Genomic DNA, 26992 nt, shown 5'->3' with positions numbered 1-26992 from the left:
TGAAACCGTTTGAATCCGCGAATCACACATCGATAGAGGTGGGAGAACGTTTTTATCCCCGGCTCGTGTGGTCGCTCGTATGGATACTCACGAATCCGACGCTTCCGGGACCAGTCCGGAATCATCGGAGAATGAGACCACGACGGGGGCGGACCTCTCATCGGGAACCCCCGAATCGGATCCGTCCTCGGCATCCACAGTTCAATCGTCGTCTGGAACAACAGCGGATACTGACGAGGCGTCAGAGTCGCAGTCCATCGAGGATATGCTGCTCGAGTTTGACGAACAGGACGGCCTCATCCGTGACCGGTCTCTCCTCGATCCGAACTACGTCGTCGAGGAGGACCGAATCGTCGGTCGCGACGAACAACTTCAGAAGGTCACGAAGATGCTCCGTGTCGCGCTCGGCGACAACCGGCCGCCGAATCTCTTCCTCTACGGCCCGTCCGGGACTGGGAAGTCGCTCATCACGAAAGCAGTCTGTAAGAACATCAGTCGCATCTGTGACTCCCGCGACATCCAGTTCGGCACGATCGAGGTCAACTGTCAGGACCTCGATACGCTCGGCGTCGCTGTCTACGAACTCGCCCAGCAAGCCGCCGCCGAGGCAGGCGTCGACGTCGAAGTCCCGAAACACGGTGTGGCGACGAAAGAGAAATGGGACGAACTCTACCGGATTGTCAACGGGAACTTCGATTCCGTCGTGTTCGTCCTCGACGAACTGGATATGCTCGTCGGCCGCAGGGACAAACAGGACCCTGCGTTCTCACGATTACTCTACCAGTTGTCGCGAGCTGGCGCCGCCGACGACCTCACCGCATACATCTCCGTGGTAGCCATCTCGAACGACACGAAGATGATGGAATCTGTCGGGAGTCGCGCACTGAGCTCGTTCACACCCGAGGACGTCCATTTCGACGACTACGATGCGAACCAACTGCAGGCCATCCTCCGCCGTCGTCAGGACGCCTTCCACGACGGCGTCGTCGAGGATGAAGTCATCCCGCTGGCAGCAGCGTTTGCAGCCCAAACACACGGTGATGCACGGAAGGCGATCGATCTGATGCGTGTCGCCGGTGAACTCGCGGAGCGAGAGGGCAACGAGCGTGTTCGCGAAGAACACGTTCGGCAAGCCCAGGATCGTGTCGAAAAGAATCGTGTCCTCGAAGTCGTCCGTGGCATCAGTACACAGAAAAAACTCTGTTTATACGCCACGGCGGCTGTCGCTGCCGAAACCGAAGATGGTACCGCTCGGAGCACTACCGGCTACAGGGTGTATCAGTATCTGACCGACTCGATCGACGCAGACCAGTACCAGCAGGAGTCGTACGTGAACAAGATGAAGGAACTGACGACGTACTCGCTGGTCGACTTCGAACGTCGGAGTCACGGCCCAAGTTCCGGGATGTTTCTCGAGTTCCAGTTCGGCGAACGACCGGAAACCATCTTAGAGACGTTGAGCGAGGATGCCCGTATTGGAATGGTCTCGGAGTCCGAAGTCGAGTCGGTCGTGAAGGCACAGGTTCGGAACGAAGCTTGAGGCACACTCGCGTCTCTCCGGATCGGGCCCCCGTACCCCCCTCTATCGATATGTATACGCGAACGACTCACACGAACTGGACACTTCCCACCATTTTCTCGGGCACCGATCGAGCCGTCGGTTCCAATCACTGCCTGAGAACACACACCTCTATCGAAGTGTATTCCCGACATAGAATTCCCAAACCCGCCGAAGTCAACTGACCTACGGAATTTTGTATATCCATTTGTCAAGCAACCTGCAAGGATCTTTCGGGCACACACCTCTATCGATGTGTTTCGGGGTTTTGCTCGGAGAGACACCCTCCACTATCGATGTGTTTTGATGGCCCGCTCGGAGAGTCCCACTCCGCTATCGATGTGTTTTGATGACCTGCTCGGAGAGACACCCTCCACTATCGATGTGTTTCAGTGTCCTGCTTGGAGAGCAACACTCCGTTATCGATGTGGTCGGATTCGTCGTAAGGAGTATATTAGGGAACACTTGAGGTCGTCGTAAAGCGGTTCTTATACGCTGTCGGTCGACCTGTGGAGCGTTCACCATTTTTCATCGTCGGGCTTCCTCACTCACTACGTTCCCTGTGGGAACCGTTCCTCGAAAAATCTGGATCAAAAAGGAGCGGCGTCGTGACAAGCGTTTCACAACACTCTCACGCGAAAATCAAACTCATCTCGTACACGGCGTGTTGACTCCGTAATTGGATACTTCGCGTTCTCACTCGTCCGGGTTGACTGGTCCATTATCCTGAGAAGATGTCCGGGACTGGGGCTGGGAACTGAGGTATTGCCTATACGGTTCGGTCTAGCGTCGCGAAGAGGGGAGTCAGCCGACGCGTTCCCCCCGTTCCCTCTCGGTGGTGACCGATCGGTATCCTGCCGCGTATGCGAGTACCCCGATCGCCGCAACCACGAGGCCCCACGGAACGTATCGTAGCACGAGCGACACGCTCACGAGACTCATTCCCGTATGTGGTGCAAGTGCGAATACCACTGGAATCGGCGAGAGCAGAAGGCCGGTGGTGAACGCGATCCGAAGTGGCGTCCCCCACTGGCGTGTGATTGCAAGCGGGAGGAAGTACAGTGGCGGCAGCACCAGACTCACCAGCCCGTATGTCGTGTCGTACCCGGCCGCGCCCGCCGCTGCTACGGGAAAGAGCAGCCACTGTCCGGCGAGCACCGTCGCTGTCGGCCACAGAAGCAGCCGCGTCACTGCGTCTCTCGACTCTGTTGTATCTGCCTCCCCCCTGAGGAGACGTCTTGTCAGTAGTATCTGGCCAACGACGAGCGGCCCACCCAGAATGAGTGCCGGTCCGGCACCCGTCGCCGCGACGACGAAGATCAGATAGAACAGGAAATCACCCAGCTGTTCAGTCACCGGGCCAGAAACGCCAACGAGTGTCTCGACGGTCGCTGCAGTAAGGCCGACAGCGGCCAACGGTCCGCCCACGAGCGCGATCAGCCGCAATCGTGAGAGGCCGGCCAGCCGGGAGCCGAACCGCCACAGGAGCGCGAGAACCGCGGCGAGCATTGCGAGGGGAGCGACGGCAGCACCGAGGTCCTGTGCCTTTAGCTGGGCGACGTCGATTCCGATTCCCAGCGCCGTCGCAACACTACTGATGACACCGTCGTCCGGTGCGAAAACGACGTGACTCCGAACGCCGAGGGGGTCGTACTGCTGGTCGCTTCCCTCCCACGTGACGACATCACCGTCGGACGTCGCATCGGCTGGGGCGTGCGACACGACCGTTCCTGACGGACCACGCATCGTCATCGAGTCTGCAGCGAGGTAGAACCACCGCGCCTCGCCACCGTGCCAGTAGAAGAAATCGACCACGTAGACGCCACCCGCGCTTTCGTGGGCCATATCGGGCACCTCGTACTCGACGACCAGTGTATCCCCATCCATCGACGTCGTGAGCGACTTCGGCTCCTCTACCGCGACGTATCCGCGTTCGTACACACGCTGGACGACCCGGTCGCGGAGCGACTGGTCCTCTCTGAGTGTCCCGACACCAGCACCGGTGAGAGTGACCCGTGCCGTCCAGTGCCCCGTTCCGGATTGATCGATCTGGATGGTGAGCGAACTCTCTGTCACGCCGATAGCGACACCGTTCTCGTCGGCAGCATCCACGAGCGTGTCGCTACAGACACCACAGACCGCCTGTGGCGGCGGTCGACCACTGACCGGAGATCCGACCGCCGAAAGTAGAATAATACCGACTAACGCAGCAACGAACAGGACGCGTAATCCAGCACCTCTGTCGACTTGCTCTGTGATCACGGCCGCTCAGTACAGAGTCGAGTACTGCCGTTCATAAGAATCACCCTGGTTGGGAGAGCCTTTTCACTTGGGGTGAAAACAACGCTTGATACGGTCGCCAACGAACAACAGTTCGTTCACCAGACGTTGCTGTCCCTGCTGGCTCCAAGTCACCAGCAGTGACGCAAACCTACGAGGAACTACAACAACTCGTCCGGGACGACGGGCTGATCTCACGCGTTCAGGCTGCTGGACTCTGGTGGTCCGACATCGACCTATTTACACGATTGGGGCGAAATCGCTCCTATGGGACAATCTGCTCCGAATCGTGGTGATGGAGGGGCGGACTGGCGAGCGATTGCGGCGTTTCTCGTGCTCGCGTTCGGGTGGTCCTGGGCGTTCTGGGTGCCGAAGGCACTCGCGGGCCTCGGCGTACTGGACGGCGTGCCCGTCCTGCCGGAACTCGGTGCATTCGGCCCGACCGTCGCAGCCTTCGTACTCGTCGCGTACGCGAACGGGGTGACGGGTGTCCGCCGCCTCCTCGGTCGCGCCGTCCAGGTTGACTATCCAGTACGGTGGCTCGCTGTTGCTCTCCTGCTTCCGGTCGGCGTCGTCGCCGTAGCCCTCGCAGTCGCCTCCGCCACGGGCACAGTACCATCGTATCCGTGGGCCGGGACGCCGATTGTCTTGCCCATCGCGTTCGTCTTCATCTTCTTCCTTGGAGGGCCCGTCCAAGAGGAGTTCGGCTGGCGGGGCTACCTGCTGGATCCGCTCCAGAACCGCCTCGGCGCTACCGTCGCCGGCCTCGCTATCGGCCTCGTCTGGGCTGTCTGGCACCTCCCGCTGTTCTACATTCCCAGTCAGACCATCTACTACAACATCCCTCTGTTCGGCTTCTTCGTCTCCACTGCCTTCCTGTCGGTCCTCCATACGTGGCTGTACAACAACACCAACCGCAGCCTCCTGCCCGCCCTCCTCTTTCACACGGCGTTCAACTGGGCGAACGGGATGTTCCCGGTGCTCGAATCTGACCCCGCGAGCCTCACACTCTTGGTGATGCTCGCCGCGGCGACCGTCGCTGTCGTCGCCTACTGGGGGCCGTCGACGCTGTCGCGGCCGCGCTCCCGCTCCGACGCAACCGTCTGACTGTTGCGATCCCCCACGAGGTCAGAAGGAGCGAAACGCCGCTCTCATACTGATTACTCTCACTTTTTACCGCCGAGCGCCGTCCCCGTTGGCGGCGCTCGGCGGTAAGAGACGAGAGTAATCAGTATCAGACAGTTCTCACCCGCTGTCGTGACACTTGCCGCCCGCTGACCCGTCTTCGGTGCTACATAGTAGCCCTCGCAAGTCTTCGCTCACACGATCGCACGCAGTCGTGTGTTCGGATGAAAATCAGTTGCGAACGCTACTATAGCTATCTGCTGTCCCCTCGCGTCCGATGCCGGACTTCGGGGCATACACATACGAACGGGTCGGCCGCGCAGCCGATGAATTATAACTACAGACAATAGTGGAACATATATGAGCGAAGGAGACACGCTTGTAAACGCGGTTATCGGCGCAGTCGTTACAGTTGTGCTGTCGTTCACCGGGTTTTCCCCGATCCTGGGCGGTATGGTCGCCGGCTACCTTCAGCGGGGAGACCGTGCCGACGGCACCCGTGTCGGTGCGATCTCCGGTGCGATCGCGGCCCTCCCGTTTCTCTTGCTGTTTTTCGTGTTCGGAGGGTTCTTCTTCACGGGTTCTATGATGGGCGAGGGGATGGGGGTACCTGGTGGATTCTTCGTGTTGCTTCTGTTCGGATTCGTGTTTGCTCTCGTCTGGAGTGTCGGACTGAGCGCTCTCGGGGGCTATCTCGGCGTGTATATTGCTACTGAAACCGACGTGGGTGGCCGATAACCGCGACCGTGACAGCTCCCGTTTGGTCAAGAACGATACCGGGTCACTACGTGGACTGACTTGCGATCACGACGATCCCGAATACACGATCGCCGTCCTCAGCGACGTCTCCTCGATCGACCAAGCAGGAATTTCCAGGCGGGACAGGGTGAGTGCCTCGGGACTTGACCCCGAGGTACTTCACGGCGCTCTCCAACGTATCACTCTCGAGGAATACTACTGACCCCGGTCACAGAGATGCAAGGCGGAACCCACGACTGCAGCCGTGAGTAGCTGACTACCGATAGCCGAGCAACCGTAGGCCGTTCAGCGAGACGAGCACCGTCGAGCCCTCGTGCCCGACCACGGCAAGGGGAAGCGGAATCCCTCGCAGGAGGATCGTGCCGACCATCAGTGCGATCGCACCGAACGCGATTGCGAGATTGACGGTGAGCGTCCGGCGGGTCTTGCGTCCGAGACCGAGCACGTAGGGAATCTTGCTGAGTTCGTCGCCCATCAGTACCACGTCGGCAGTGTCGAGGGCGACGTCGGTTCCAGCGCCGCCCATCGCAATCCCGAGTGTCGCGGTCGCCAGCGCCGGCGCATCGTTGATGCCGTCGCCGACCATCGCCACGTTCTCGTGTTGCTCGACCAGGTCTTCGACAGTTGCTACTTTCTCCTCCGGTAATAGTTCGGCCTGCACTTCGTCGATACCGACCTCGTCGGCGATCCGCTCGGCGACGCGCTGGTTATCGCCCGTCAGCATAACGATATGCTCTACGCCGAGTTCGCGGAGGTCGTCGATCATCTCGGCAGCGCCGGGACGGACCGTGTCGGTGAACGCGAGCCACCCTAACACGGTGACCCCGTCGCCGTCCTCCCGGGCGACGATGACGCTCGTTTTCCCCTCTGCCTCCAGCGTCTGGAGGCGGTCGAGACCCGGTTCGAGCCCCGCGATCGCTTCATCTTCGAGGACGGTCCCGAAGTAACTCCGATTGCCGATGTGGATGGTGCTGGCTTCGACATCGGCGCGGACTCCTTTCCCCGCAACTGACTGAAACCGCTGTGCGTCGGGAACGTCGAGTGACCGCTCTTCTGCCTTCGCCACGGTCGCACGAGCGAGATGATGTTCCGAGCGGGCCTGTACTGCGGCCGCGAGCGAGAGCAGCTCGTTGTCGGTCAGTGTCTCGTCTGCTGCGTCCTCACGGACGAAGACGTCCGTCAACTGTGTATCGCCCCGCGTGAGCGTTCCTGTCTTGTCGAACGCGACCGCATCGATGTTCGCTGCCGCCTCGACGTGTTCGCCGCCCTTGAACAGGACGCCCTGCCTGCCGCCGGAGGCGATCGCCGAGAGGACCGCCGCGGGCGTCGAGATGATGACCGCACACGGCGAAGCAGCGACCATGAGCGTCATCGCGCGGTAGAACGTACTGGTGAACTCGCTTCCGAGCGCGAGCGGAACAGCGATCGCCGCGATCGTGAGTGCGAACACGCCGAGGACGTACGGCTGTTCGAGGCGGTCGATGAGCCGCTGTGTCGGCGCCTTTTCGCTCTGTGCGCGTTCGACCATATGGATGAGACGGCTGATCGCCGACTCGTGGGCCTGCCGCGTGACCTCGATCTCGAGGCTCCCGCTCTCGTTGATCGTCCCGCCGAACACCTCGTCGCCGGGCTCCTTCGGTACGGGCACGGACTCGCCCGTGAGCGAGGCCTGATCGACCGTCCCCTCGCCGGACGTGACGACGCCGTCCAGCGGGATTTTGTCCCCGGGGCGGACGACGAAGACGTCACCGACGGCGACGTCGTCGACCGGAAGTGTGACTTCCTCCCCGTCGCGTAGCACCTGAGCTTCGTCCGGCCGCATCTCGACGAGGGACTTGATCGCCCGGCGCGACCGTCCGATCGCGTAGTGTTGCAGCGTATTCGAAAGCGAGAACAGAAAAAGGAGCATCGCGCCCTCGAACGGGGCGCCAATCGAGAGCGCACCGAGCGCGGCGACGATCATCAGGAGGTCGATGTCGACGGCGCCGTGGCGGAGCGTCTCGACCGCTCCTTTGAGGCCGTACCAGCCGCCGAAAGCGTATGCGAGGCCGTAGCCAGCCCACAGAAGGAGTGACGGTCCGTCGAGCCACCCTGTCACCAGACCAGTCACCATCCCGAGCAGCGTCAGTCCGACGAACACTGCCTCCCGCCCGAGTTCCGAGCGCGTGCTCACCTCGTCCGTTGTCGAACCGGAGTCATCCTGAATCGAGACGTCCCGGTCACGGACTGCATCTCGAATCGCCTCCTCGGATGTGACTTCCGCGTCGTAGGTGATTCGAGCGCTCCCCGTCCGGAAGGAGACGTCGACGTCGTGGACGCCTGCGAGCTCCCCGAGGTGTCGTTCGAGTGCCCGCGCTCCCGCTTCGCCACGACCACCTCGTCGCTCGATGCTGACAGTACACGTCGAAAGTGGAGGAGATTCAGTAACGGCCACGTTCTCTACACCAATGGTTTGCCGGGACTTGACGTTTTAGATACGCTTACGAGTGCCCCTCCGGCTATCTGTGAGTTCGATTTCTCGAATCTCCAGCGACTACCGATCTGGGGCCCTTCTGTTCTGCTCGAATCATCCGATGATCGTCACTGGGATCCGTGCTCGACGGGCGACTGTCTCGGCGACGCTTCCGAGGAGTGCTCGATCGATTCCCGAGCGCCCGTGGCTGCCGATGACGATCTGATCGATGCCGTGGTCCTCAGTGTATTCCAGGATCGCTTGTGCGGGTTTACCGACTTCCGTGACAGTATCGAGGTCGCTACCGTGTTCCGCCGCGAGATCCGTTGCCGTCGCGTGGATTTTGGATGCGCGTGCCTGGGCATTGTCGTACCAGTCATCGGCGACAGGTAAGCCGCCAGCCTCCACGTCGATCACCGACTCCATCGGATTGATGACGTAAATCGTGGTGAGAGTTGCATCCGAGAAGTTCTCGATAGCGTACGTGAGCGCACGCTCTGAAAGCGGCGACCCGTCGAACGCGATGAGAACGTCGTCGGGCATACGAATAGCATTCGATGCGAACTGGCAAGAGTGTACTGCCCGGAACACCCCGGCTGGGAGTACCGTTAAGTGCAATCTCCGTCACAACCGTGGTAATGAGTCGCAGTATTCGTGCGTGGATCGATCACCATCGCCTCCCGAGTTTCGTCGCGATCGCGTACGCGTTCACTTGGACAGTTCAGGGTGCACTCGCGTATTCGGGGATGGAAGCGTCCTGGACGCACTCGATCCTGATCGGCTTCGGCGGGTTCGGCCCGCCGGTCGGCGCAGCGGTGGTTATCTGGGCGTCGGGTGGCAGCCTCCGCACCTGGGTCGGCCAGATGTTCAAATGGCGGATCGGCGCAAGATGGTGGGTGATCGCACTCGGGCTCCCGTTCGTTGTCCTCTCGCTCGGCGTTCTGCTGTTCGTCGTCGCCGGGGGACCGATCGATCTCACCGAGTTCGAATCACCGTTCATCTACCTGTTCGCGATGGCGTGGGGGACCGTGTGGGGTGGCGGCCAGGAAGATCTCGGGTGGCGTGGCTTTATGCTGCCCATACTTCAGGACTCCTACAGCGCGCTGGTGTCGAGTGCCATCGTGGGCGTCACGTGGGCTGCCTGGCACCTCCCGCTGTTCCTGAACGCCACCACCACCCACGGCGGTTGGCCGCTCTCCCAGCAACTCCTCTGGATGGTCTCGATTCTCGCCGGATCGATCCTCTGGACGTGGATGTACAACAGCACCGGCGGGAGTGTCCTCGCCGTCGCGGTGTTCCACGCCGGTATCAATGTTATGGGGATCTTCCACCCCGCCGACCAGGAGGCGCTCATTCCGGGCGGCGCGCCGGACCCCTGGCTGAACCTGCTCGCCGAAGTCACCGGTGCCGTCCCCCTCGTGTTGGTCGCGATCCTCCTGATCGTCGTCTACGGCGCTGACCGCCTCGCGAACCGCGACCCACCGACCCCCCAAGACGCTGGCCTGCCACCGGAGACCGAATCAGACGCCGTCGAGTGAGCACGCACCAACGCTGGGCTCAGCGTGAGTTCTGAGGTGCCACGCCTTGACCCAACAACTCCACAGGCCGTGACTCGGACGGGGTTGCGGGTCCGACCAGTATTTATTGAGTGCCGTAGCGAACGCACGTACTGAGGTGTGAGAACACGTGAGTTCCTTCCTGATACTATATGGGACGGGCGAAGGCCAGACGGCGAAGATCGCAGAGCGTATCGCGAGCACAATCAGCGAGCGCGGCCACGAGGCGAGCGCGATCGACGTCCGTGACCGACCGGACTCGTTCACCCTGAACGTGTACGACGCCGTCGTCGTGGGCGCGTCGATCCACGTCGGCAAACATCAAGACGAGGTTCGTGACTTCGTCACCGAGAATCGAGACGTGTTGTCGGGGATGACGACCGCGTTCTTCCAGGTTTCGCTGTCCTCGGCGAACGAGGAGAAACGCGAAGAGGCTGCGGGGTACGTCGAGTCGTTTGTCACGGAAACCGGATGGCAGCCGGATCGAATCGGGCAGTTCGGCGGCGCGCTTCGGTTCTCCGAGTACGGGTTCCTCAAACGTCTTATGATGAAACGGATCGCAAAAGACCTGCTCACCGAAAATCGACAATCGAAGGGGGACATCGAATTCACCGACTGGGATGCGGTTGACGCGTTCGCAGCGGATGTCGCCGCGTTCGTCGAAGGCCGCCTCGGCGTCGCCCCGGACACCGCCGAGGATCCGGCGGCGTGACGCCCTCGAAACCGCCCCGACGCCTCACTCGGCCGTATCTGGTTGTGTCGACGTTCACCCTTCCGCTGGCGGTTGTGGCGACCGGTTTCGGGGTTTTCGTTCCAGAGTTCTACCGGGACGCCGAGGTTCTTCTCCCACAGTTGTACGGGCAGAATCTGCTGACGCTCGTCGTTGCAGTCCCGGCACTCGCTGGCGCCCTCTATTATTCGCACCAGGGATCACTCCGCGGCTACGTCGGCTGGCTCGGCGGCTTTCCTCTGGAAGCAGCGAGCGTGGGGCTACGTCTTCACCGGCGTCCCCCTCGTGAAAGGCACCACGCTCGGTCTCGCGGTCCTCGCTATGATCGTCTTTATGCTTCAGAACGGCCAACCAGTCCCTCTCCCCCAGGTCGTGCTGTTCGCCCTCCTGAGCCTCACTGGGCTTGCCCTCGTGACTCGATTCATCCGCGCCTTCCCTCCGGTACCTCTACAACCCAAGCGCACGCGAGAGCTGAAACACGAGCAGACTGAACGAGGAGGCTGAGATCTCTCATCGCCCGTCAACGTCGTCCGCTCGCTCGGAGATACGCGTAACAGATCCCGGTGAAGACGCCGACAGCGAGAATTCCCGTTCCCATCGTGAACTCGACACCGCCGTCGGGCGTTTGGACGAACTCGAGGATCAACAGTGGGGTGTCTGGCACGCCGAGGGTGAATGAATCGAGACCGATTGCAGCCAGGACGAGCGGTGCCAGGATACCCCCACAGACGGCGAGGATCACGACGCCGCCTGCGATGCCGACGAGCAGATCCCAGACGACGGTCGCCGGGGCGGTCTCGGTTCGCTCAAGCGACGGTGTTCCGTAGATTTCGAGCCCCGTCGTCGTATCGACCACCGTTACGGCCGGAGGATAGCGCATCAGCGTCAATGCCATCCAGAGGTCCCCGACGGCGCCGCCAGCGTTCAGCGCCAACGGCAGGGCGAGCCATGGCCACTCGAACACGAGCATCAACGGCACACCCAGCAGCGAGAGCAGCACAAGTGGGGCGAGTGCGATCGCGATGAACTGATTGCGCGAGAACCGCGTCTCGGTCGTTGCGAACGCGTACGGAAAGACGAAGTACGCGACTCCCAGACCGAATCGCGGCTCCCCGCCGAAGAAACGGATCCCTAAGCCGTGACAGAGTTCATGCGGGACGATCACGAGTAATAGCACACCGACGAGGGCTACGATTGTGAGCCCGAGATTCCACCACCCCGTATCGGGTGTCACGACCAGTTCTGTTCCGGCCGCATCACCCGTCACGCCGTAGTACAACAACAGGAGTCCGAAGAGAGCAACCACGAATCCGAGGATGCTGACGACGGTCCACTGGAGGACAAGCGGCCGTGACATCCCGTACTCCGCGATCAGGACGTCGTCTGTCTGGTTCTCTCCCGGGTACTCATCGGCAGTCATACTGATATTCTGAGATTTCCTCTTTTTGTGCCGATCACAAAGGCGTTGCTCCGAAAGGTGCCTGAGCAGGGTTCGGATTCGCTCCAACTTCGCCAGTGTTGGATCCGGGCTGATACTGATTACTCTCACTTTTTACCGCCGAGCGCTGCCAACGGGGGTAGCGCTCGGCGGTAAGAGACGAGAGTAATCAGTATGAGTCATAGGTATCCTTGTGGGCCAAGATGCCGGCACCGTTTTTAATAAATATCAGCACGCACGACATGTCGAGAAAGCTCGAATGGAATTCGTGACGTACGTCCGGGAAGGGCGGTGGACGACAGTATCCGGGTACGTGCTGTTCGTCGCGTTGATGGTTGCCGGGTACTACTACAACATCACGTTCGTCCAGTTGGGACTCATCGATCTTGGGACACGCCTCGTCGGAATGTCCGAGACTGCCGTCTCGATGTGGATGGCGGCGCTCGCGCTCGTGACGCTCACCGTCGCGGCCGTAACCGGCGTGACAATGGATCGCCGTGGGTGGAGTACGAACCTCCGAACGAAGCTCCGGCTCCTGTTCGGTGTCGTCTGCCTCCAGTTCGTGCTCACGCTCGTCGCCCCGATGGTCCGGACTGTTCCCGCGTTCGGTGCGTGGATTGTCCTCGCGTCAATCGGACTGGGCGTCGGCTTTCCCGTCTCGTTCTCGCTCGCGATCGACCTCGTTCCGGTGCCGGACCGCGGGTACGTCGCCGCGGCGATCACGGCGATCGCATATTTTTTCGCGAACGCGATTCCGCTCTCCTGGTCAGTCAACGTCTTCAGTCAGCTGATGGTCGCCGCGATGGCGCCGGGCATCCTCGTGCTGGGCATCCTGTCGTTCGCCAGCTTCGACCGTCTCGATGCGATTCTCGACGCTCTCGGGGCCCAATACGAGTCGTACGGCACCGGGCGGTTCTGTCACGGGGAGACGATTCAGGCGCGGAGTCTGGCCTTCGTCGTCCCGGTCGTCTTGATGTTCGGCGTGTTCTTCATCGATAGCCTCGGGTTTCTCCGGATCATCGACACGCCGTCACTCTTGCTGAGTTCCTGGCAGTCTCCTAACCTCTCGACACGCCTGTTGATTGCCGTCGCACACGTCGTCGGCGCCGTGATGGCCGGCGTCATCTACGCGAACTACTCGCTCTCTCGCGTCTTCCTCTGGACGTTCGCGCTGTTTGCCCTCACGCACGTTATGTACACGTCCGACCTGCGATTCGCCGCGGTGTTTCCTACGATCGCCGGCGGCGGAACCTCTCCCCTGAATCCTGCCCTGTACGCGCTCGCCGTGAGCTTCTACACGACGCTGAACTTCGCGCTCTGGCCCGATCTCTCTACGCCCGAGACGATCGGGACCCACTCCGCGATCGGCATCGGCGTCGCCGGGTGGCTCGCCACGTTCTCAAGCACGGCCCTCGCGCTGTACTTCCAGGCAGCCGACCTCACACTCCTCTCACACCTGAACGTGGTGCAGGCGCTCTCCCTGCTCCTCTTGTTCGGGCTTGCGGTCGGCCTATACGCTAGACGGATGGTCGAACTCGCTCGCGAGAACGGAGGTGCGAGTGTATGAGTCCGACAGAGGCCATCCCACTTCTCATCGTCGTCCTGCTCGTGATCTCCATCGGCGGCGGCGACGTCCAGGAGATGTCCGTGACGTTCCAGGGCGCCACCGACGTCGATTCACTCGCGGACGTCCACGTCGTCGCCGGCGGGACCACCACCGTCCCCGGGAACGCGACGGTCGTCGGCGACATCTATGTCATCGGTGGGACCGCAGCCATCGACGGCACTGTCGACGGCGACGTGACGCTCCTCGACGGGAACCTCTCGATAAATGGCGGCGCGACCGTGACCGGAACCCTCCAAACCTATTCGGGATCGGCCGCAATCAGTCCGGACGCGTCGGTCGGGCGCGTCTCGCAGTTCGAGGCGCCCACTCCGTCAAGCTCGCCCGCACAGCGGATCGGAGCCTTCCTCCTGCAGTTCCTCGTCCTCGGTGCGTTAGGGTGGTGGCTCGTCGAGCGGCATCCACTCCTCTTCGAGAACGTCGGCGCAGCCATCACCGAACACGCGCTCGTCAGCAGCGTCGTCGGTGGCCTCGGCGCAACGACCCTCCTCGTCCTCTTCGTCTATATGGCATTCACCCTCATCCTGCTCCCGGTCGCGATCGTCGGGCTGTTCGCCGAGTTCCTGATCGTTCTCTACGGCCAGGCAGTATTCGGGTACCTCATCGGGACGCGCCTCCCGATCGAGCGCGATGGCGTCGCGACGCTCGCTGGGATCGCCGTGTTCCTGCTCGCCTTCGAGCTCTTCGGGTTCGTGCCGTACCTCGGCGGAATCGCACAGCTCGCTGTCGCTGTCGTCGGGTTCGGCGCCGTCCTGAACACGTACTTCGGTCTCCAGCGGTTCGAACCCATCACGATCCCGGGAGGAACGTAACCATGCACACGGCACTCCACGATCCGAGTATCCGTACCGAGGTGGCCAATCGATGGTAACCGCACTCCACATGGGCTGGCGACACGTTCTGTTCGCGAACTGGCCCGTCGACTCCGACCTCCTCAACGCGCACCTCCCGTCGACACTCGCGGTCGATACGTACGACGGCGACGCGTGGCTCTCCGTCGTGCCCTTCACGAACGTCGACGTCCGCCCGACGTGGACCCCCGAAGGCTGGGGGCTCCCACTCCCCGAACTCAACCTCCGGACATACGTTACTCACGACGGCCACAGTGGAGTGTACTTCTTCAGTCTCGACGCCCAGGGTATCCTCAGCGTCGTCGGCGCCCGCCTCTTCCACCACCTCCCGTACTACTACGCGCGCTGTTCGCTCACCGAAGCTGACGGCGACATCCGGTTTCAGAGCAGGCGATTGCATCCCGGCGCTCGCCCCGTTCACTTCGCCGCGACATATGGTCCATCCTGTCCGGAATTCGACGTACAGTCAGGCTCGCTCGAAGCGTTCCTCACCGAGCGCTACCGATACTACACAGAGGCACAAGACGGCTCGCTGCGGTACGCAGCCATCGACCACGAGCCGTGGCCGCTGTACGAGGCCGACCCGACGATCGAGACCAACACGCTGTTCGAGGCCAATGGGCTCGCCCACCCCGAGACCGAGCCCGTGCACTACTACAGTCCAGGCGTGACGACGATCGCGTCCCCGAACCGCCGGGTGTGAGCGAATGCCGGCGCGCCCGCACCCCGTCGCTGTCGCGGACTGGTCACCCCGAGCGACACTCCTCGGGTACACCACCCTCACGTACGCCATCTCGTGGTCGCTGTGGAGCGTGTGGGCGCTCAGCGAAACCGGGGCGACGCTCACAGGCACAGTCCTGTTCATACTTGGGGGCCTGGGGCCGTTTGGCGCGAGCGTCGTCCTCGTTCGGGCGTCGTGTCGAGACGTGAGGGCGTGGCTTCGTGGCATCTTCGAGGCTCGTATCGCGCTGCGGTACTACGCGCTCGCCCTTGCGCTTCCGGTCGCCCTGTTGCTCGGTGCCGCCGTGATCCATATCGTCCTCTTCGATGGTGTCGTGACACCGGACCTCCTCCCCGGGATCATCGAGTATCCGCTCTTCCTCGGGTTTGTCGTCCTGTTCGGCGGCGGCCTCGAGGAACCCGGCTGGCGCGGGTACCTCCTGCCGGAACTCCAGGAGGCGTACAGTCCGCTCACGGCTGGACTCCTCGTTGGCGTGGTCTGGGCCGGGTGGCACCTTCCGCTAGTATTCATCCCGGGTACCATCCAGCACACGCTCCCGCTTGGCCTCTACCTGCTCCAGCTCGTCGAACTCTCGGTTCTGTTGACGTGGCTCGCCAACCGGGTCGGCGGGAGCGTCCTGCCGGCGATGCTCTTACACGCGGGCGGCAACGCGCTCCTGAACTATTACCCCGTCGGGGGTGTCTCAGGTGCAACGTCACCTCTCGGGCTCGGACTGCTCGTCGCGATGCTCACCCTCGCGGTCGTCGCCCTTGTCCTCACTGCCGGGACATCGCTTGGCACCGACCGTCCGGCTCGTTAATGTATTTGTCAGCAGAGCACGATGCATATCCGTATGGCGGCGGCGACCGCGACCAGGACGATCGGCCGGGTGTCGAAGCGAATCGGACGATACGTCAACCACGAGGACGTCCTCGTACGGTTCGTCGCCCTGTGGGTCGTCGTCGCGAGCGTGTTCACGGCGTCGTGGGTCCTCAGCTACCTCGTTCTCCCCCAGGGGCTGTTACGCGGCGGGAACCCGGGCGCAGCCACGGGATACGCGGGGAGTGTCACGCGGGAATTCCTGTGGCTGTTCGGCTGGAACGTCGGCGTCTCCCTGATCGCTATCGGCGCGAACACGCTCCGATCGGTCAACACACCGATGGGCTATGTCATCGAGGTCGTCCAGGCGCCTTGGTACGGGGCAGTCTGGGGGACCGGATCGCTCGCCATCGGGGCGGGGGAGCGCATCGCACCGTCGTTGGCTGTGCTCGTCGAACGGAGCGGCCCGATGGAGATCACGGCGTTCGTCGCGATTGTGGTCGCGACGCGTGGCGTGATGCTGTGGCATCAGGAATCTGGCCCCCGGTGGAAAGAAGAGTTCGAACGGGTACGATCCCCGAGGGACTGGTCGCTAACGCACCGTGAGTGGGCGCTTCTAGTCGGTGGGTATCTGCTGTTGGCGGTCGCCTGCTACCGGGAAGCCGTCGCGATAGCGCAGGTCGCTACGTAAAGAGGAACGTGATCACGGGGTCTCCAGTTATCATAGAGTCGTTTAGCTGTACTTCTGCGGATTAGCGTAGAGGCCGATTTTGTCCCGTTTGCCACCGTTGCGGAGGGCCTTTCTTCGAATCGTCTGTACCGTTTCAGCGGATTTGTCTCCCTGGCACTGTTCGAGAAGGTGATGTCTCCTACTCGTTGAAACCTTCCTCGCTCTTCGTTCGTGATCGATAGACGTGACTGCCGCCACGGGTTATTATGTTACTCATTCAGATTAACGACAAGAGTACAGGTAAGAATTATTGCTTTTTGCAAACCAGTAACGCGATATGAACAAGGAGTCCATCAAACGGTTCGGAGCGTTGTTCGTTCTCGGCTCTATCGGAGTTCTCATCTGGGGGATAACGCAGGACTGGACAGAATTCCAGGACGCTGCCGTGGAGGCGGGGGTTTCGACCGGGGAGATGGCTGTTCTCACGGTTACCAGCGTTCACATCGCGCTGGCAGTCACCGTCGCAATCGGCCTCTACTGTGCGCCTCGACTCGGATTTCAGTCAGTCGTTCTGAACCGCGTATCGCAAGGAAAACCACTTCTCGCCGCTCTGAAACCTCACGCCATTCCTGCGCTGGGGATTGGAGCAGTCTTCGGGATCTTTTTGATTGGTGTCGAACTCGTGACCCCGATCCTGCTCGAGGGTATCGGTGCTGAACGGAATCAGACAATCTCGTTTTTTGTTAATCGGTTTCCCGGTGCGGTGATTATGGGCGGGATAACCGAGGAGTTGCTCTTTCGGTGGGGGTTGATGTCCCTGGTCACGTTCCTTCTGTGGAAGGCGCTCGGAGGCGAACGGACCCAACCACAGGCGTGGCTTGTCTGGTCCGGCATCGTTGTCGCCGCCCTCATCTTTGGGGTCAGCCACCTCCCTGCTGTCTTCACGCTATACGGCAGCTCTCCTCCCATCGTGTTGTTCACCCTGCTGGGTAATGCCGCCCCAGCTATCGTCTTCGGATGGATCTTCTGGCGGTACAGTATCGAGGCTGCGATGATCACCCACGGATTCGCCCACTTCGTCAATATCATCGTCATAGTCCTCCTCATCTCGATGGGAGTGTGGCCATGGTGAGTCAAATCTGGAGAGATCCAATCGTCGCTTGGAACCTACGAAACCAATCCTGCGACGAGACCTATACCCCTGAGTCTGATTTGAGACTGGGATGGGGTACGTCTCCACCCCGTTCCAGGGTTTTTGCCCCATAGACGACGGTGATCAGCACGACGAAAGCCCACAGCGTACCGATGTAGAATATGATGTCTGTTCGGAGTGTTCCCTCAAAGGTCTGAAGGGTGAAGTTCGTCCACGAGTGCAGTAAGATGCTAGCAAGAATGCTTCCTCCTGTTCCGTTGTGTATCCAAGTGAAGGCCACTGAGAGTGCGATAACGCCTATTATGAACAGCCAGAACTGCGTTGTCAAGAATCCAACAGCATCGTGTTGATTCGTCCCTTCGATGAGAAATAGCGGGAGGTGCCACCCAGCCCAGACGACGCCCAGAAGTAACCCAGCGGCTAACGCTGTCCGAGTTCGTTGCAGTTGGTCGAGAGCGTATCCACGCCAGCCGAGTTCTTCGAGAACTGGTGGTAGGGTCGAAAAGAGCAGGGTCGGGAGGAAAGCAGCAGGATTCGTGGTGAGTTGCGACACCCAGTCAGCTACAAAGTAGCCCGTCCCGCCCAGCGCGATGTCGATCACGGCGGCTATGGCAAATGTAATTGGCGCGTACAAGAACACGGCCAGATACCACTGAAGGCCAATACGACGAATATTCGTAACTCTATCCCAGAAATCCTTCTGCGCGCTCTCCGTATATTGGTGTTTCATAAACACAACTCCAGAGAGCCCAGGGCCAAGGAGACCCAGCAACAGTAACGCGAGGCCGAGAACATTATCGAATGCGAGGTCGAAGATGATAGCTGGTACCCAGAACCCCCACGTGATTGCGAATGTCACAGCGAAGAAAACCCAAGGACTGGACAGCTCTATACCTGTATTGCCAATTGTCCGACTTGATGGTTCGGTCATAATATTCCTATCAACTGTTTTCTACTTAGTGGTGCGGGGAATTCACTATATCTCTACAGTCGACATCCAGTAACGGTCTTGATCAGGTCTCAGCGCGTCTCCAAATCGGTCTCAAGTAGCGTTAGACGACAGTCTTCGACCCTATTTATCAGGGGTTGACCTGCGGGAGGGGGACGCGAATCGTCGCGTTTGAATCGACACCGACCGTGTATCCGAAGGTAGTTGTGTAACTGTCTGGATTCGGCCCGAAGAACGAACACCCAGCCGTCACCGTCAGACACGCGAATAACAGAACCGGGAGACACGTTCGAGACGTACAATCTCGTTGAATAGTTTGAAAAGCAATTATCTAAACTGCTCTCTTCAACCCCTCTACGTGGGTATTCGGTCACTTGGTCGGTACGGGAACAGCGCCTCAGTATCTTTCCAGCGGATCCTAAACCACAGTACGGCACTTCAATAGGCTATGCAAGATTCGCCTTCTCTACACAGCACCACTCCCGAAACCGATTACCGGTCAAGGGGTTCCACAAGGCCGGTTAGCTCAAATCGGCCCGGCGGAACCTGAGATACCCGACGAGTAGCGGGACGACAGCCCAAGCAAACAAGATCACCAGAAATACCACTGGATCGAGGTAGCTGGGTGCCGGCCCACCGATCCGCGCTTCCACAGCAGTTCCGCCACCGAGCAACAACCGCTGGACGAGCGCATTGTACGCCCCGGTCGGACTGAGGCCCTGCAAGAGCAGGAACCACGCAGGCACGACGCCACCGGGCATCTCGCCAATGATCAGCAAGTGAACCGCATTGGGAGCCAGGTCCCAGAGGAGCGTCAGCCCGAGGTATGCCGTGATTGCCAGGGTCATCGCCCGGGCGCGTGTCGCCGTGACGGCCGAAATCCCGATGGCGATGCCGACGAACGAAACGCCGAGAAGGACAGTCAAAACCGTCGTCCCAATGAAGGCTACCACGGGGAGTCCACCGTAGAGAATCGCCGTAACCACGCCTGAGACCACGAAACCCAGCGCGAGGCCGATAGCGACCACACCACTCCGGCCGAGAAACTTCCCGAGGAGCACTTCACCTCTCGACGGCGGGAGACCGAGGATCACCTTCAGACTCCCCGACTCCCGTTCGCCGGCGATCGCGAGATAGGCGGCGATCAGCGCCATAATCGGAACGAGGAGTCCCGCGAACTGCGATGCGCCGCCGATCGCCATCTCGGCACCGCCTCCGACATCAGGGATGAGTAGTGAGATGCCCGCGGACAGCGACGTCATCACGGCGATGATGACGACGATGCCCCAGATCATTCGCGACCGGAAGGCGTCAGCGAATTCCTTGCGAGCGATCGTCAGCCAGAGCTTCGCAAGCGTCATCGGTCCACCTCCGAGGCGTCGACCCGCGGGGGTGCATCGCCTGTGTAGGCGCTGAACAGGTCTTCCAACGATGACTCCTCGATCGTCACGTCGAGAATCGCAGCGCCATCACCGCGGATGCGGTCGATAACGTCGACTTTGGCTGTGGCCTCATCGACGCTCACTCGAATCGTTCGGCCATCGACTGCAACGTCGGAGACACCGGCGAGCTCCGCGAGGGTCAGCGAGTCCGGGACGGCGTCGACCGTGAGCGTTACCGTCGATCCCGTGCCAAGCGCGTCGCGAAGCCCGCCGATCGAATCGATAGCGACCAGTCGCCCACGGTTGAGTATTGCGACGCGATCACAGACCGCTTCGACCTGGCTGAGAATGTGACTGGAGAAGAAGACGGTCTTCCCTCGATCAGCGTGGTCTCGGGCGATCTCACGAACGAGGCGAACCCCGTTGGGATCGAGCCCCGATGACGGTTCGTCGAGAATCAACAGTTCGGGATCGCCGACGAGGGCGATCGCGAGGGCTAATCGTTGCATCATCCCCTTCGAATAACCACCGACGACCCGGTCGGCAGCTGCAGCATCGAGCCCGACTCGATCGAGCAAGTCGCCGACAGTGTCGTCGGATCGCTTCAACGCGATCGCGTACTCCAGATGTTTGCGGCCAGTCAGGCGGTCGTAGAGCCCGTATCCATCCGGAAGAATTCCGACCCGCTCGTGGATTTTGCGCGTCTCAGTCTGCGCGTCGTATCCGAGGACAGTTGCACTCCCGGCGGACGGGCGGACGTAGTCCATAATCACATCGATTGTCGTGGACTTTCCGGCGCCATTCGGCCCGAGAAACCCGAATATCTCGCCTTCGTGGACGGTCAGGTCGAGATCGTCAACAGCGAGAACGTCTTTCCCGTAGCGTTTTGTCAGCCCTGTTGTCTGGATCGCAACCGCTTCGTTCCGGAGCGGTTCTTTCGATTCGGACGTGAGACGAGAGGTGGTATCCATACTACTTGTACGCCGACACTCCTCAAAATCTCACGGTACGATCAGATGCCGGGGACCCCGCCAAAGGTCGCCCGCGGTTGTATCGAACCTCGGACGCAACACCCGGTATCCGACCATATTCACTGACTGTCCGTCGTCCGTTCGGCGGAAGATCCGGCCTGTGAATCGCTGAACGACTCCTCGAACGTCGTCTGTCGGTCGCTGGGACCTGAACCCCGCCGGGTGCGGAACGAGTTCCGGAGCTCCAACGCGAGTGCGCCCAGTCCCAGCAGGAGTGCACCGAAGACGAGGAATCCGCCCAAGACCGGGATCGCATCGAGAAGGGCGAACCCGACGAGGCCCGCCACGAGCGCCAGCCACCGGTTGTCCCGTCCGAGCAACCGGAGAGCCCACGCACCGACGGCGTACTGGCCGTAGACGGCTCCGACCCAGATTGCGAGCCCGAATGCAATTGCGCCGAGGACGGCGAGCGGAATGCCGATGATCGTGATGGCGATCAGCGCCAGGAGAATCGGGCCGCCGACGAGTGACAGCAATCCAACGCCGCCAGCTTTCGCCGACTCGTCAGACACACGCCCCGCGAGCCTCGCCGAGAAGGACGGAAAGAGGACGAGCAGAATCGCCCCGAGCAGGAGATTTGCGAGGAGGCCGTACCCTGCCGTCACCCAGTTGGGAAGCCTGAAGCTACCGACGTTGTCTCGGAGATTCGGATCCTCCACGACGCCGCCCGCGACCGTCGCCGCGGGGTCTTGCGTGAACGTGGCGGCGTCGTAGCGGAACTCGCCACCGATATCTGCGTTCGGTCCGAGGACGATCGTCTCAGCGCCGACACGGACGTCGCCGTCGATCCGCCCGTCTATGCGGGCGTATCCCGCGCCGACGCTGACATCACCGCCGATCGTGGCGGTCTCGGTCACCTGGACGTTGCCGCTGCCGGCGATGACGTCGCCGCCAACCTCACCATCGATGCGGACGTCCCCCGCGGCGCCGGAGATCGATCCCCCGACTCGCCCGCCCTCGGCGACGTGAATCGTCCCGGCGGCGCCGGAGACATCACCCGTGACAGTTCCTCGGATCACGATGCTTCCCGCGAGTGCGTCGACGCTGGAGACTGTCTGCCCTTCCTCGACGACAATCGTTCCCGAGGCTCCCCGAACGGACTGCGCCGCCGCGACGCCTGTCACCGTCGAAAGGAGGAGCACCGCAACGAGGACGACCACGACGCCCCGGCGCCCCGCCGTCCCGGATGATAAGCGCATACCACTCGTATCAACGCAATGACCCAAAAATATACTGAGCTTAACGCGATGTAGGACTCGGCGGTTTCCACTCCAGATTCGGTCACCTATAGTAGCGTTTGCAACTGATTGCTCATCCAATCGCACGCAGTGGTGCGATCGTGTGAGTGAAGACTTGCAAACGCTACTATAGCAAGAAGATATGCGCTCCGCGGCGATGGCCGATGTCGATGCTTAGTCGATTCCAAGACGTCGACGAGTCCGTGCCTATGCTCTCGGAACGCCGCTGCGGAACTTGCGAGATCCGGAAATGGCTTGCCTACTGCTCTACGCACAGCCTCCGCCACGGAATCGGTGTCGGGGCCCTCACCCGATCAGGCCGTGCGCGATGCCCGGGGCCAAGAGCCGGCCGCGACGCTTCCGAAGCCAGCCGTACACGAGGCCGCCGGCGAACGCGGTCAGGAACGGGTACCACGCAGTAAGCGAGTAGTACCCCACTGTGAGAGGGAAAACACACTGGCTTGGACGACAACCGCCGGCCACTCCCCGAAACGGTGACCGATGGCCGTCTGAAGGAACCCCCGGAAGAGCGTCTCTTCCTGGAAGGCAGCGACCGCGAAGCCGAAGGCGTACAGGAGCAGTGTCCCGACCGGTGATGGAAACGATATCAATACAGATGGTTCTCGGCGAATGTAAGGATCTCCGGACGAAAGGGTCGGTCCTCACTGTCCGGCAAGCGGTAGCATACTTGAAGACGCTCGTTGCCATCGGTCACATATGAGTATGTCTGTCGCAGGCGAGACTCGTCACGTTGACGAGGAAGATAGTCAGTTCCCGGCCTACGGACCGATCGAGGCAGGCCTCGGCTATCTCCTGTTCTACGTTCTCGTAGATCGCGTGACCCCGGCCATCGTCACGGTGTTCAGCGACACGGTTCTCGGTCTATCACCCTCGTTCGTCCGGTTCGGGCTCGCGACCGCACTGTGGTTCGTGCTCGTGGTGACCGCAACCGACCAAGTACGGCGTCAACTCGCGGCGCTCGGCGTCGGTACGTACGACGAGTACCAACTGCGGGTGTGGTCACGCGTCACTCCGTCGTCACTGCGAACTGCGGGATACCTCTTGGCGCTGATCACCGGTACTGCCGTCGCCGTGATAACGATCGACCGTGCCGTCGAGGCTCTGCTGTCGCTGATTCCCGTCGTCGCCACCGTGGACCTCGTCGCGTTCGACCTCGTCGAACTGTTCGTGATGGTCGTGTTCTTTTTCTCCTACAGCGTCGCAGCTCACTCTCTCGACAGGCTGGTGATTGGCGGAATTAGAACACTGACGTCCAAGTGATTTTGATATTGCCTCCCCGTTCCGCACTGGCCACTCTGAAAGGCGTAATGACCTTTTCGGGAACTGTACGCCGCTACATCTGATACCATAGAAGGTTCCAGTACGCGAGCACGAGCGCAAAGACGACACCCGCGAGGCCGACCACGGTGTACTGGAGTCGTGTCAGCCGACTCCAAACACCCTGCCGCCAAGCCAACCCGGTGAGAACGAGCATCGTGACACTTGCGAGTGCTCCCACGGGCGGGAACAGCAGGACCATCTGCAGTGGCAGCGGATCCCCGAGGAGGGCCGCCTGTGGATCGCTTAACACGACAACGGCCAATCCAATCACGAACACCAGATAGCTCACCGCTGCGAGTCCAGCGATCCGGCGAGTATGCCGCAGTGGGGAGGTCGATCGTTCTCGCGTCTCACCACGGTACCATCGCCAGAGACCCGTCGCCGTCCATCCGAGGACGGCTCCGAGAAAGACCAGAATGCTCAGACCGGCGATAGCTGCGTGCATTGCCGGCTGTTCGCTGACAGTGAGTCGTTCGTATGCCGAGGGAGGTCTGCTGTCGAAGAACAGGTGGGTTATTTCCCCGTCCGTTTCGCCGAAGGCGAGGGCATCCGACCCATCGACCGCTTCGAAATACAGTTTGTCCACCTCGATCCACTGCGTCGCTCCGCCCGGACCAGTCGTGACGAGTCGGCCCTGGTCATCGACGGAGACAGAGACGTTCGACTGCGCGCCCAACAGTTTCTCCGACGTGGTGTATGGAGACCTGAGTGTGCGATACGTGCCGGTCACGTCACTCGCCCGCGTTGGCTCGCCATCGGGCTGGGGTGTGCTCTCTTCGCTCGGGTAGTACTCGTCGATCAGTGCGTCGAGCAGTTCGTCTCTGGCTTCGATACCACCAGGGCTGTTGTACGAGACGAAGAGCCCGACCCCGTGCTCCGGAAGCAGGGCCACTAAACTGTGGAATTGCTCGGTGTCGCCCGCGTGCCCCACGATACGCACATCTTTCCGGCTCAGTTCGTAGAACCCAAAGCACATTCCGTTCAGTCGATCGTCGTTGCCGAATCGCCGCTGGTGCATCGTCGCTACGGAATCGGATTCGAGGATGCGTCCCTGGCCGGTTGCGCCACCCTGCAGATGGGCTCGAATGAACCGCGCCATATCGGTCGCTGTTGAACTCATCGAGCCAGCTGGCGCCATACCGACGTACTCGAAATCACCCTCCTGATACCGACCGTTCGGGGTCGTGTACCCCTTCGAGAGCGTCCCGTCGATAGCATCGGGAACGGGCTGGTCGAACGTGCTCTGATCCATCCCGAGCGGCTCGAAGATCTCCGCTTCGACATAGTCGCTGAACGCCGATCCGGCAGTCGTGGCGGCGATGTGACCGGCAAGCGCGGCCCCGTAGTTCGAGTAGGCAGTGAACTCACCCGGCGGCCGAACTCTTGCCGGTCGCTCGTTCTTGAGCATCGTCGGGAGCGGACGCAGATCCGATTCGTTCAGGACAAACGTTCCACGAGCGCGTTCCTCGAATCCCGCAGTATGAGTCGCAAGGTGATCGAGGGTGATGGGTTGGTCGTACGTGTCCGGTATCGTGATATCGTCGAGATACTCGTTTATGTCACTCCCGAGGTCGACCCGACCCGCCTCGAAACTCTGCATAACTGCCGTCCACGCGAAGAGTTTCGACGTCGATCCGATGCGGAAGAGCGTATCGTCGGCCCTGACCGGCGCGTCGGTCCGGACGTCCCGGACACCGTATCCCTTCGTGAACGTCGAATCACCGCCGACGACTGCGACGGTCGCACCGGGGATGTCGTGGGCCTCGAGCTGGGCGTTCATCACGCCATCGAGAAACGTCTCGAAGGGTTCCGGGTCGGATAGCGGTCCGTTGGACTGTTCCTGCTGGCTGGGTTCGATCGCGCTCGCTCTGCTGGGCATCTCTTGGAGGGCGACCGCCGCGGAGCCTGTCGCTGCGAGGCCGCGAAGTACCGTGCGTCGCGAGTACGCGTTCGGCTGTTGGGTACCAGCGATGGCATCAGTCACTGTTTGCGATCGGGACATCGGTCGATTGCGTTTCAGCAGCGTTGTGCAGTCACCGCTCTAACGGTCACGAACTCACACTCTATTGAAATAAACATTCAGGGAGAACGGCCTCAAAGGCAGTTCAAGCAGGAAGCCGGAACCGGCCTCATTTTTATCGTCCGAGAGTAAGGCGAGATAACACGCCCCACGGGTATATATGTACTTATCACGAAGGTATTGATCAAGGTCGAATTATGGACCGATTCTCGGACAAGACAGCACTCGTCACTGGAGCAGGATCGGGAATTGGACGTGCAACAGCCCAACGCCTCGCCGACGAGGGGGCTGATGTAGTGGTCTCTGACGTAGACGAAGAGCGCGGTGAGGCGGTGGTTGCATCTATCGAGGACGACGGTGGGTCTGCCACCTTTGTATCGGCCAACGTTGCTAATCCCGAAGAAGTTCAGCAGTTAGTTGAGATTACTGTCGATACGTACGGGGGGCTTGATATTGCCGTCAATAATGCCGGTATTCTCACCGGGTTCGAAGACATCACCGACATCAGTGAGGATGATTGGGAGCGACTTATCGACGTCAATCTGAAAGGTGTATGGGCCGGAATGAAGGCGGAGTTGCCCGTGATGGAAGAACAGGGCGGGGGAGTCATCGTGAACACAGCGTCTGAAGCGGGACTCGTCGGGATGGGTGGACTCGGGAACTACGTCGCCAGTAAACACGGCGTCGTTGGGCTGACGAAGACGGCCGCGCTTGAATACGCCGACCGTAGCGTCCGCGTCAACGCGATCGCGCCCGGGCCAACGGAGACGAACATCCAAGAAACGATGGCAGGCGGGTCGGATCCTCGTGAGTTGCCCTTCGATACGAGTACTATGTCTGACGTGCCGATGGGACGTCAGGCCGACCCAAAGGAGATGGCCGGTGTCGTGGCGTTCCTGTGCTCCGAGGACGCGTCCTTCGTGACTGGCGTCACTATCCCGGTTGATGGCGGCCAAGCGGCCGACTAACCCCGCCGGTCATTTTCTCCGATGGATCGGGCACATCTGTCTCACGACCAACCGCCCCTGCAAAGTGGATAGGCACGCCCGCTTGTGGATCTGTGAACCTGACAGCGCGGTCCGAAGCGATGTCGAAGTGCATGATGTCTACTGACTACATTCCTGTGAACGCGGGTCGTAACGGACCCACATATATTTGTCATATCCTGCAGTCACATTGCCTTGTTGAACGCAAGACAACGACGGGGTAGGGTCGATTGTTTGTAGTCTCACGCCATCAGAGGCAGGTATGTGGAGTCAGAAGATGCAGTAGCCGTCACTCACGGTGGTTGTCGA

General features: G+C 61.0%; 24 protein-coding genes. 13 read left to right on the top strand and 11 right to left on the bottom strand.

The annotated features are described in order from the left end of the window. Positions 1–79: 79 nt before the first annotated feature. The gene (locus tag RJT48_RS16905) at positions 80–1540 is read left to right on the top strand and encodes an AAA family ATPase (RefSeq protein WP_345784762.1); all 1461 of its coding nucleotides are present in this window, start codon (positions 80–82) and stop codon (positions 1538–1540) included. 822 nt (positions 1541–2362) lie between these two features. Here the strand turns inward: RJT48_RS16905 and RJT48_RS16900 are convergent. Continuing rightward, positions 2363–3820 carry a hypothetical protein gene (locus tag RJT48_RS16900; RefSeq protein ID WP_311173512.1) on the bottom strand — a complete coding sequence of 486 codons (1458 nt, stop codon included), beginning with the start codon at positions 3818–3820 and terminating at the stop codon, positions 2363–2365. Between the two features lie 285 nt (positions 3821–4105). On the opposite strand from RJT48_RS16900, the gene RJT48_RS16895 reads away from it, so the two are divergent. Both RJT48_RS16895 and RJT48_RS16890 read left to right on the top strand, forming a co-directional pair. Then, a complete protein-coding gene (locus tag RJT48_RS16895) occupies positions 4106–4945 on the top strand; it encodes a CPBP family intramembrane glutamic endopeptidase (protein WP_311173511.1) in 840 nt (279 codons plus the stop codon). A 378-nt stretch (positions 4946–5323) separates the two neighbouring features. After that, positions 5324–5701 (top strand): DUF5518 domain-containing protein, encoded by a 378-nt coding sequence (locus tag RJT48_RS16890; RefSeq protein ID WP_311173510.1) that lies wholly within the window; start codon positions 5324–5326, stop codon positions 5699–5701. 277 nt (positions 5702–5978) lie between these two features. Here the strand turns inward: RJT48_RS16890 and RJT48_RS16885 are convergent, their stop codons facing one another. After that, complete coding sequence (locus RJT48_RS16885; RefSeq protein WP_311173509.1) at positions 5979–8156, bottom strand: heavy metal translocating P-type ATPase; 2178 nt, start codon at positions 8154–8156, stop codon at positions 5979–5981. A gap of 132 nt (positions 8157–8288) precedes the next feature. Further along, positions 8289–8717, bottom strand: a complete 429-nt coding sequence (locus RJT48_RS16880; protein WP_311173508.1) for a universal stress protein — start codon at positions 8715–8717, stop codon at positions 8289–8291. A gap of 95 nt (positions 8718–8812) precedes the next feature. Here RJT48_RS16880 and RJT48_RS16875 point away from each other — a divergent pair, with 95 nt between their 5' ends. Beyond that, on the top strand, positions 8813–9712 hold the full coding sequence (locus RJT48_RS16875) for a CPBP family intramembrane glutamic endopeptidase (RefSeq protein ID WP_311173507.1): 900 nt from the start codon (positions 8813–8815) through the stop codon (positions 9710–9712). Positions 9713–9860: 148 nt separating this feature from the next. Beyond that, positions 9861–10442: a flavodoxin domain-containing protein gene (locus RJT48_RS16870; RefSeq protein ID WP_311173506.1), complete on the top strand. Its 582-nt coding sequence runs from the start codon at positions 9861–9863 to the stop codon at positions 10440–10442. Positions 10443–10980: 538 nt separating this feature from the next. On the opposite strand, the gene RJT48_RS16865 is transcribed toward RJT48_RS16870, so the two are convergent. After that, positions 10981–11880 (bottom strand): DUF3267 domain-containing protein, encoded by a 900-nt coding sequence (locus tag RJT48_RS16865; protein WP_311173505.1) that lies wholly within the window; start codon positions 11878–11880, stop codon positions 10981–10983. 277 nt (positions 11881–12157) lie between these two features. Here RJT48_RS16865 and RJT48_RS16860 point away from each other — a divergent pair, with 277 nt between their 5' ends. The 6 genes from RJT48_RS16860 to RJT48_RS16835 all read left to right on the top strand — a co-directional run bounded on the left by RJT48_RS16860 (position 12158) and on the right by RJT48_RS16835 (position 17715). Continuing rightward, positions 12158–13465, top strand: a complete 1308-nt coding sequence (locus RJT48_RS16860; protein WP_311173504.1) for an MFS transporter — start codon at positions 12158–12160, stop codon at positions 13463–13465. After that, the gene (locus tag RJT48_RS16855) at positions 13462–14334 is read left to right on the top strand and encodes a polymer-forming cytoskeletal protein (protein ID WP_311173503.1); all 873 of its coding nucleotides are present in this window, start codon (positions 13462–13464) and stop codon (positions 14332–14334) included. Before RJT48_RS16860 ends, RJT48_RS16855 begins: the two co-directional genes overlap by 4 nt. A gap of 52 nt (positions 14335–14386) precedes the next feature. Next, positions 14387–15076 (top strand): YqjF family protein, encoded by a 690-nt coding sequence (locus tag RJT48_RS16850; RefSeq protein ID WP_311173502.1) that lies wholly within the window; start codon positions 14387–14389, stop codon positions 15074–15076. Between the two features lie 4 nt (positions 15077–15080). Continuing rightward, entirely contained in the window at positions 15081–15914 is an 834-nt protein-coding gene (locus RJT48_RS16845; protein ID WP_311173501.1) for a CPBP family intramembrane glutamic endopeptidase, read from the top strand. 33 nt (positions 15915–15947) lie between these two features. After that, the gene (locus RJT48_RS16840) at positions 15948–16604 is read left to right on the top strand and encodes a hypothetical protein (protein WP_311173500.1); all 657 of its coding nucleotides are present in this window, start codon (positions 15948–15950) and stop codon (positions 16602–16604) included. A gap of 316 nt (positions 16605–16920) precedes the next feature. Next, positions 16921–17715, top strand: coding sequence for a CPBP family glutamic-type intramembrane protease (locus RJT48_RS16835; protein WP_311173499.1), 795 nt, complete (start codon positions 16921–16923; stop codon positions 17713–17715). Positions 17716–17776: 61 nt separating this feature from the next. Here the strand turns inward: RJT48_RS16835 and RJT48_RS16830 are convergent, their stop codons facing one another. From RJT48_RS16830 to RJT48_RS20825, 6 genes are all read right to left on the bottom strand, one after another. Beyond that, positions 17777–18667, bottom strand: coding sequence for a CPBP family intramembrane glutamic endopeptidase (locus tag RJT48_RS16830; protein ID WP_311173498.1), 891 nt, complete (start codon positions 18665–18667; stop codon positions 17777–17779). Between the two features lie 539 nt (positions 18668–19206). Continuing rightward, a complete protein-coding gene (locus RJT48_RS16825) occupies positions 19207–20046 on the bottom strand; it encodes an ABC transporter permease subunit (protein WP_311173497.1) in 840 nt (279 codons plus the stop codon). Next, positions 20043–21038, bottom strand: a complete 996-nt coding sequence (locus RJT48_RS16820; protein ID WP_311173496.1) for an ABC transporter ATP-binding protein — start codon at positions 21036–21038, stop codon at positions 20043–20045. The genes RJT48_RS16825 and RJT48_RS16820 overlap by 4 nt, the downstream gene beginning before the upstream one ends. Before the next feature lie 119 nt (positions 21039–21157). Then, positions 21158–22297 (bottom strand): bactofilin family protein, encoded by a 1140-nt coding sequence (locus tag RJT48_RS16815; RefSeq protein WP_311173495.1) that lies wholly within the window; start codon positions 22295–22297, stop codon positions 21158–21160. Positions 22298–22642: 345 nt separating this feature from the next. After that, positions 22643–22774, bottom strand: coding sequence for a CPBP family glutamic-type intramembrane protease (locus RJT48_RS20830; RefSeq protein ID WP_425604729.1), 132 nt, complete (start codon positions 22772–22774; stop codon positions 22643–22645). Continuing rightward, positions 22735–22947 carry a CPBP family intramembrane glutamic endopeptidase gene (locus RJT48_RS20825; protein ID WP_425604728.1) on the bottom strand — a complete coding sequence of 71 codons (213 nt, stop codon included), beginning with the start codon at positions 22945–22947 and terminating at the stop codon, positions 22735–22737. Before RJT48_RS20825 ends, RJT48_RS20830 begins: the two co-directional genes overlap by 40 nt. A gap of 106 nt (positions 22948–23053) precedes the next feature. Between RJT48_RS20825 and RJT48_RS16810 the strand changes: the two genes are divergently transcribed. Continuing rightward, the gene (locus RJT48_RS16810; RefSeq protein ID WP_311173494.1) at positions 23054–23617 is read left to right on the top strand and encodes a hypothetical protein; all 564 of its coding nucleotides are present in this window, start codon (positions 23054–23056) and stop codon (positions 23615–23617) included. A 73-nt stretch (positions 23618–23690) separates the two neighbouring features. Here the strand turns inward: RJT48_RS16810 and RJT48_RS16805 are convergent, their stop codons facing one another. Continuing rightward, positions 23691–25679, bottom strand: coding sequence for a serine hydrolase (locus RJT48_RS16805; RefSeq protein WP_311173493.1), 1989 nt, complete (start codon positions 25677–25679; stop codon positions 23691–23693). 215 nt (positions 25680–25894) lie between these two features. Here RJT48_RS16805 and RJT48_RS16800 point away from each other — a divergent pair, with 215 nt between their 5' ends. Then, positions 25895–26665 (top strand): SDR family NAD(P)-dependent oxidoreductase, encoded by a 771-nt coding sequence (locus RJT48_RS16800; protein WP_311173492.1) that lies wholly within the window; start codon positions 25895–25897, stop codon positions 26663–26665. The last annotated feature ends 327 nt before the right edge of the window (positions 26666–26992 follow it).

This window comes from Halobellus ordinarius, assembly GCF_031823395.1.
GTDB classification, from domain to species: domain Archaea; phylum Halobacteriota; class Halobacteria; order Halobacteriales; family Haloferacaceae; genus Haloquadratum; species Haloquadratum ordinarius.
This window is presented reverse-complemented; position numbering and strand designations above follow the sequence as displayed.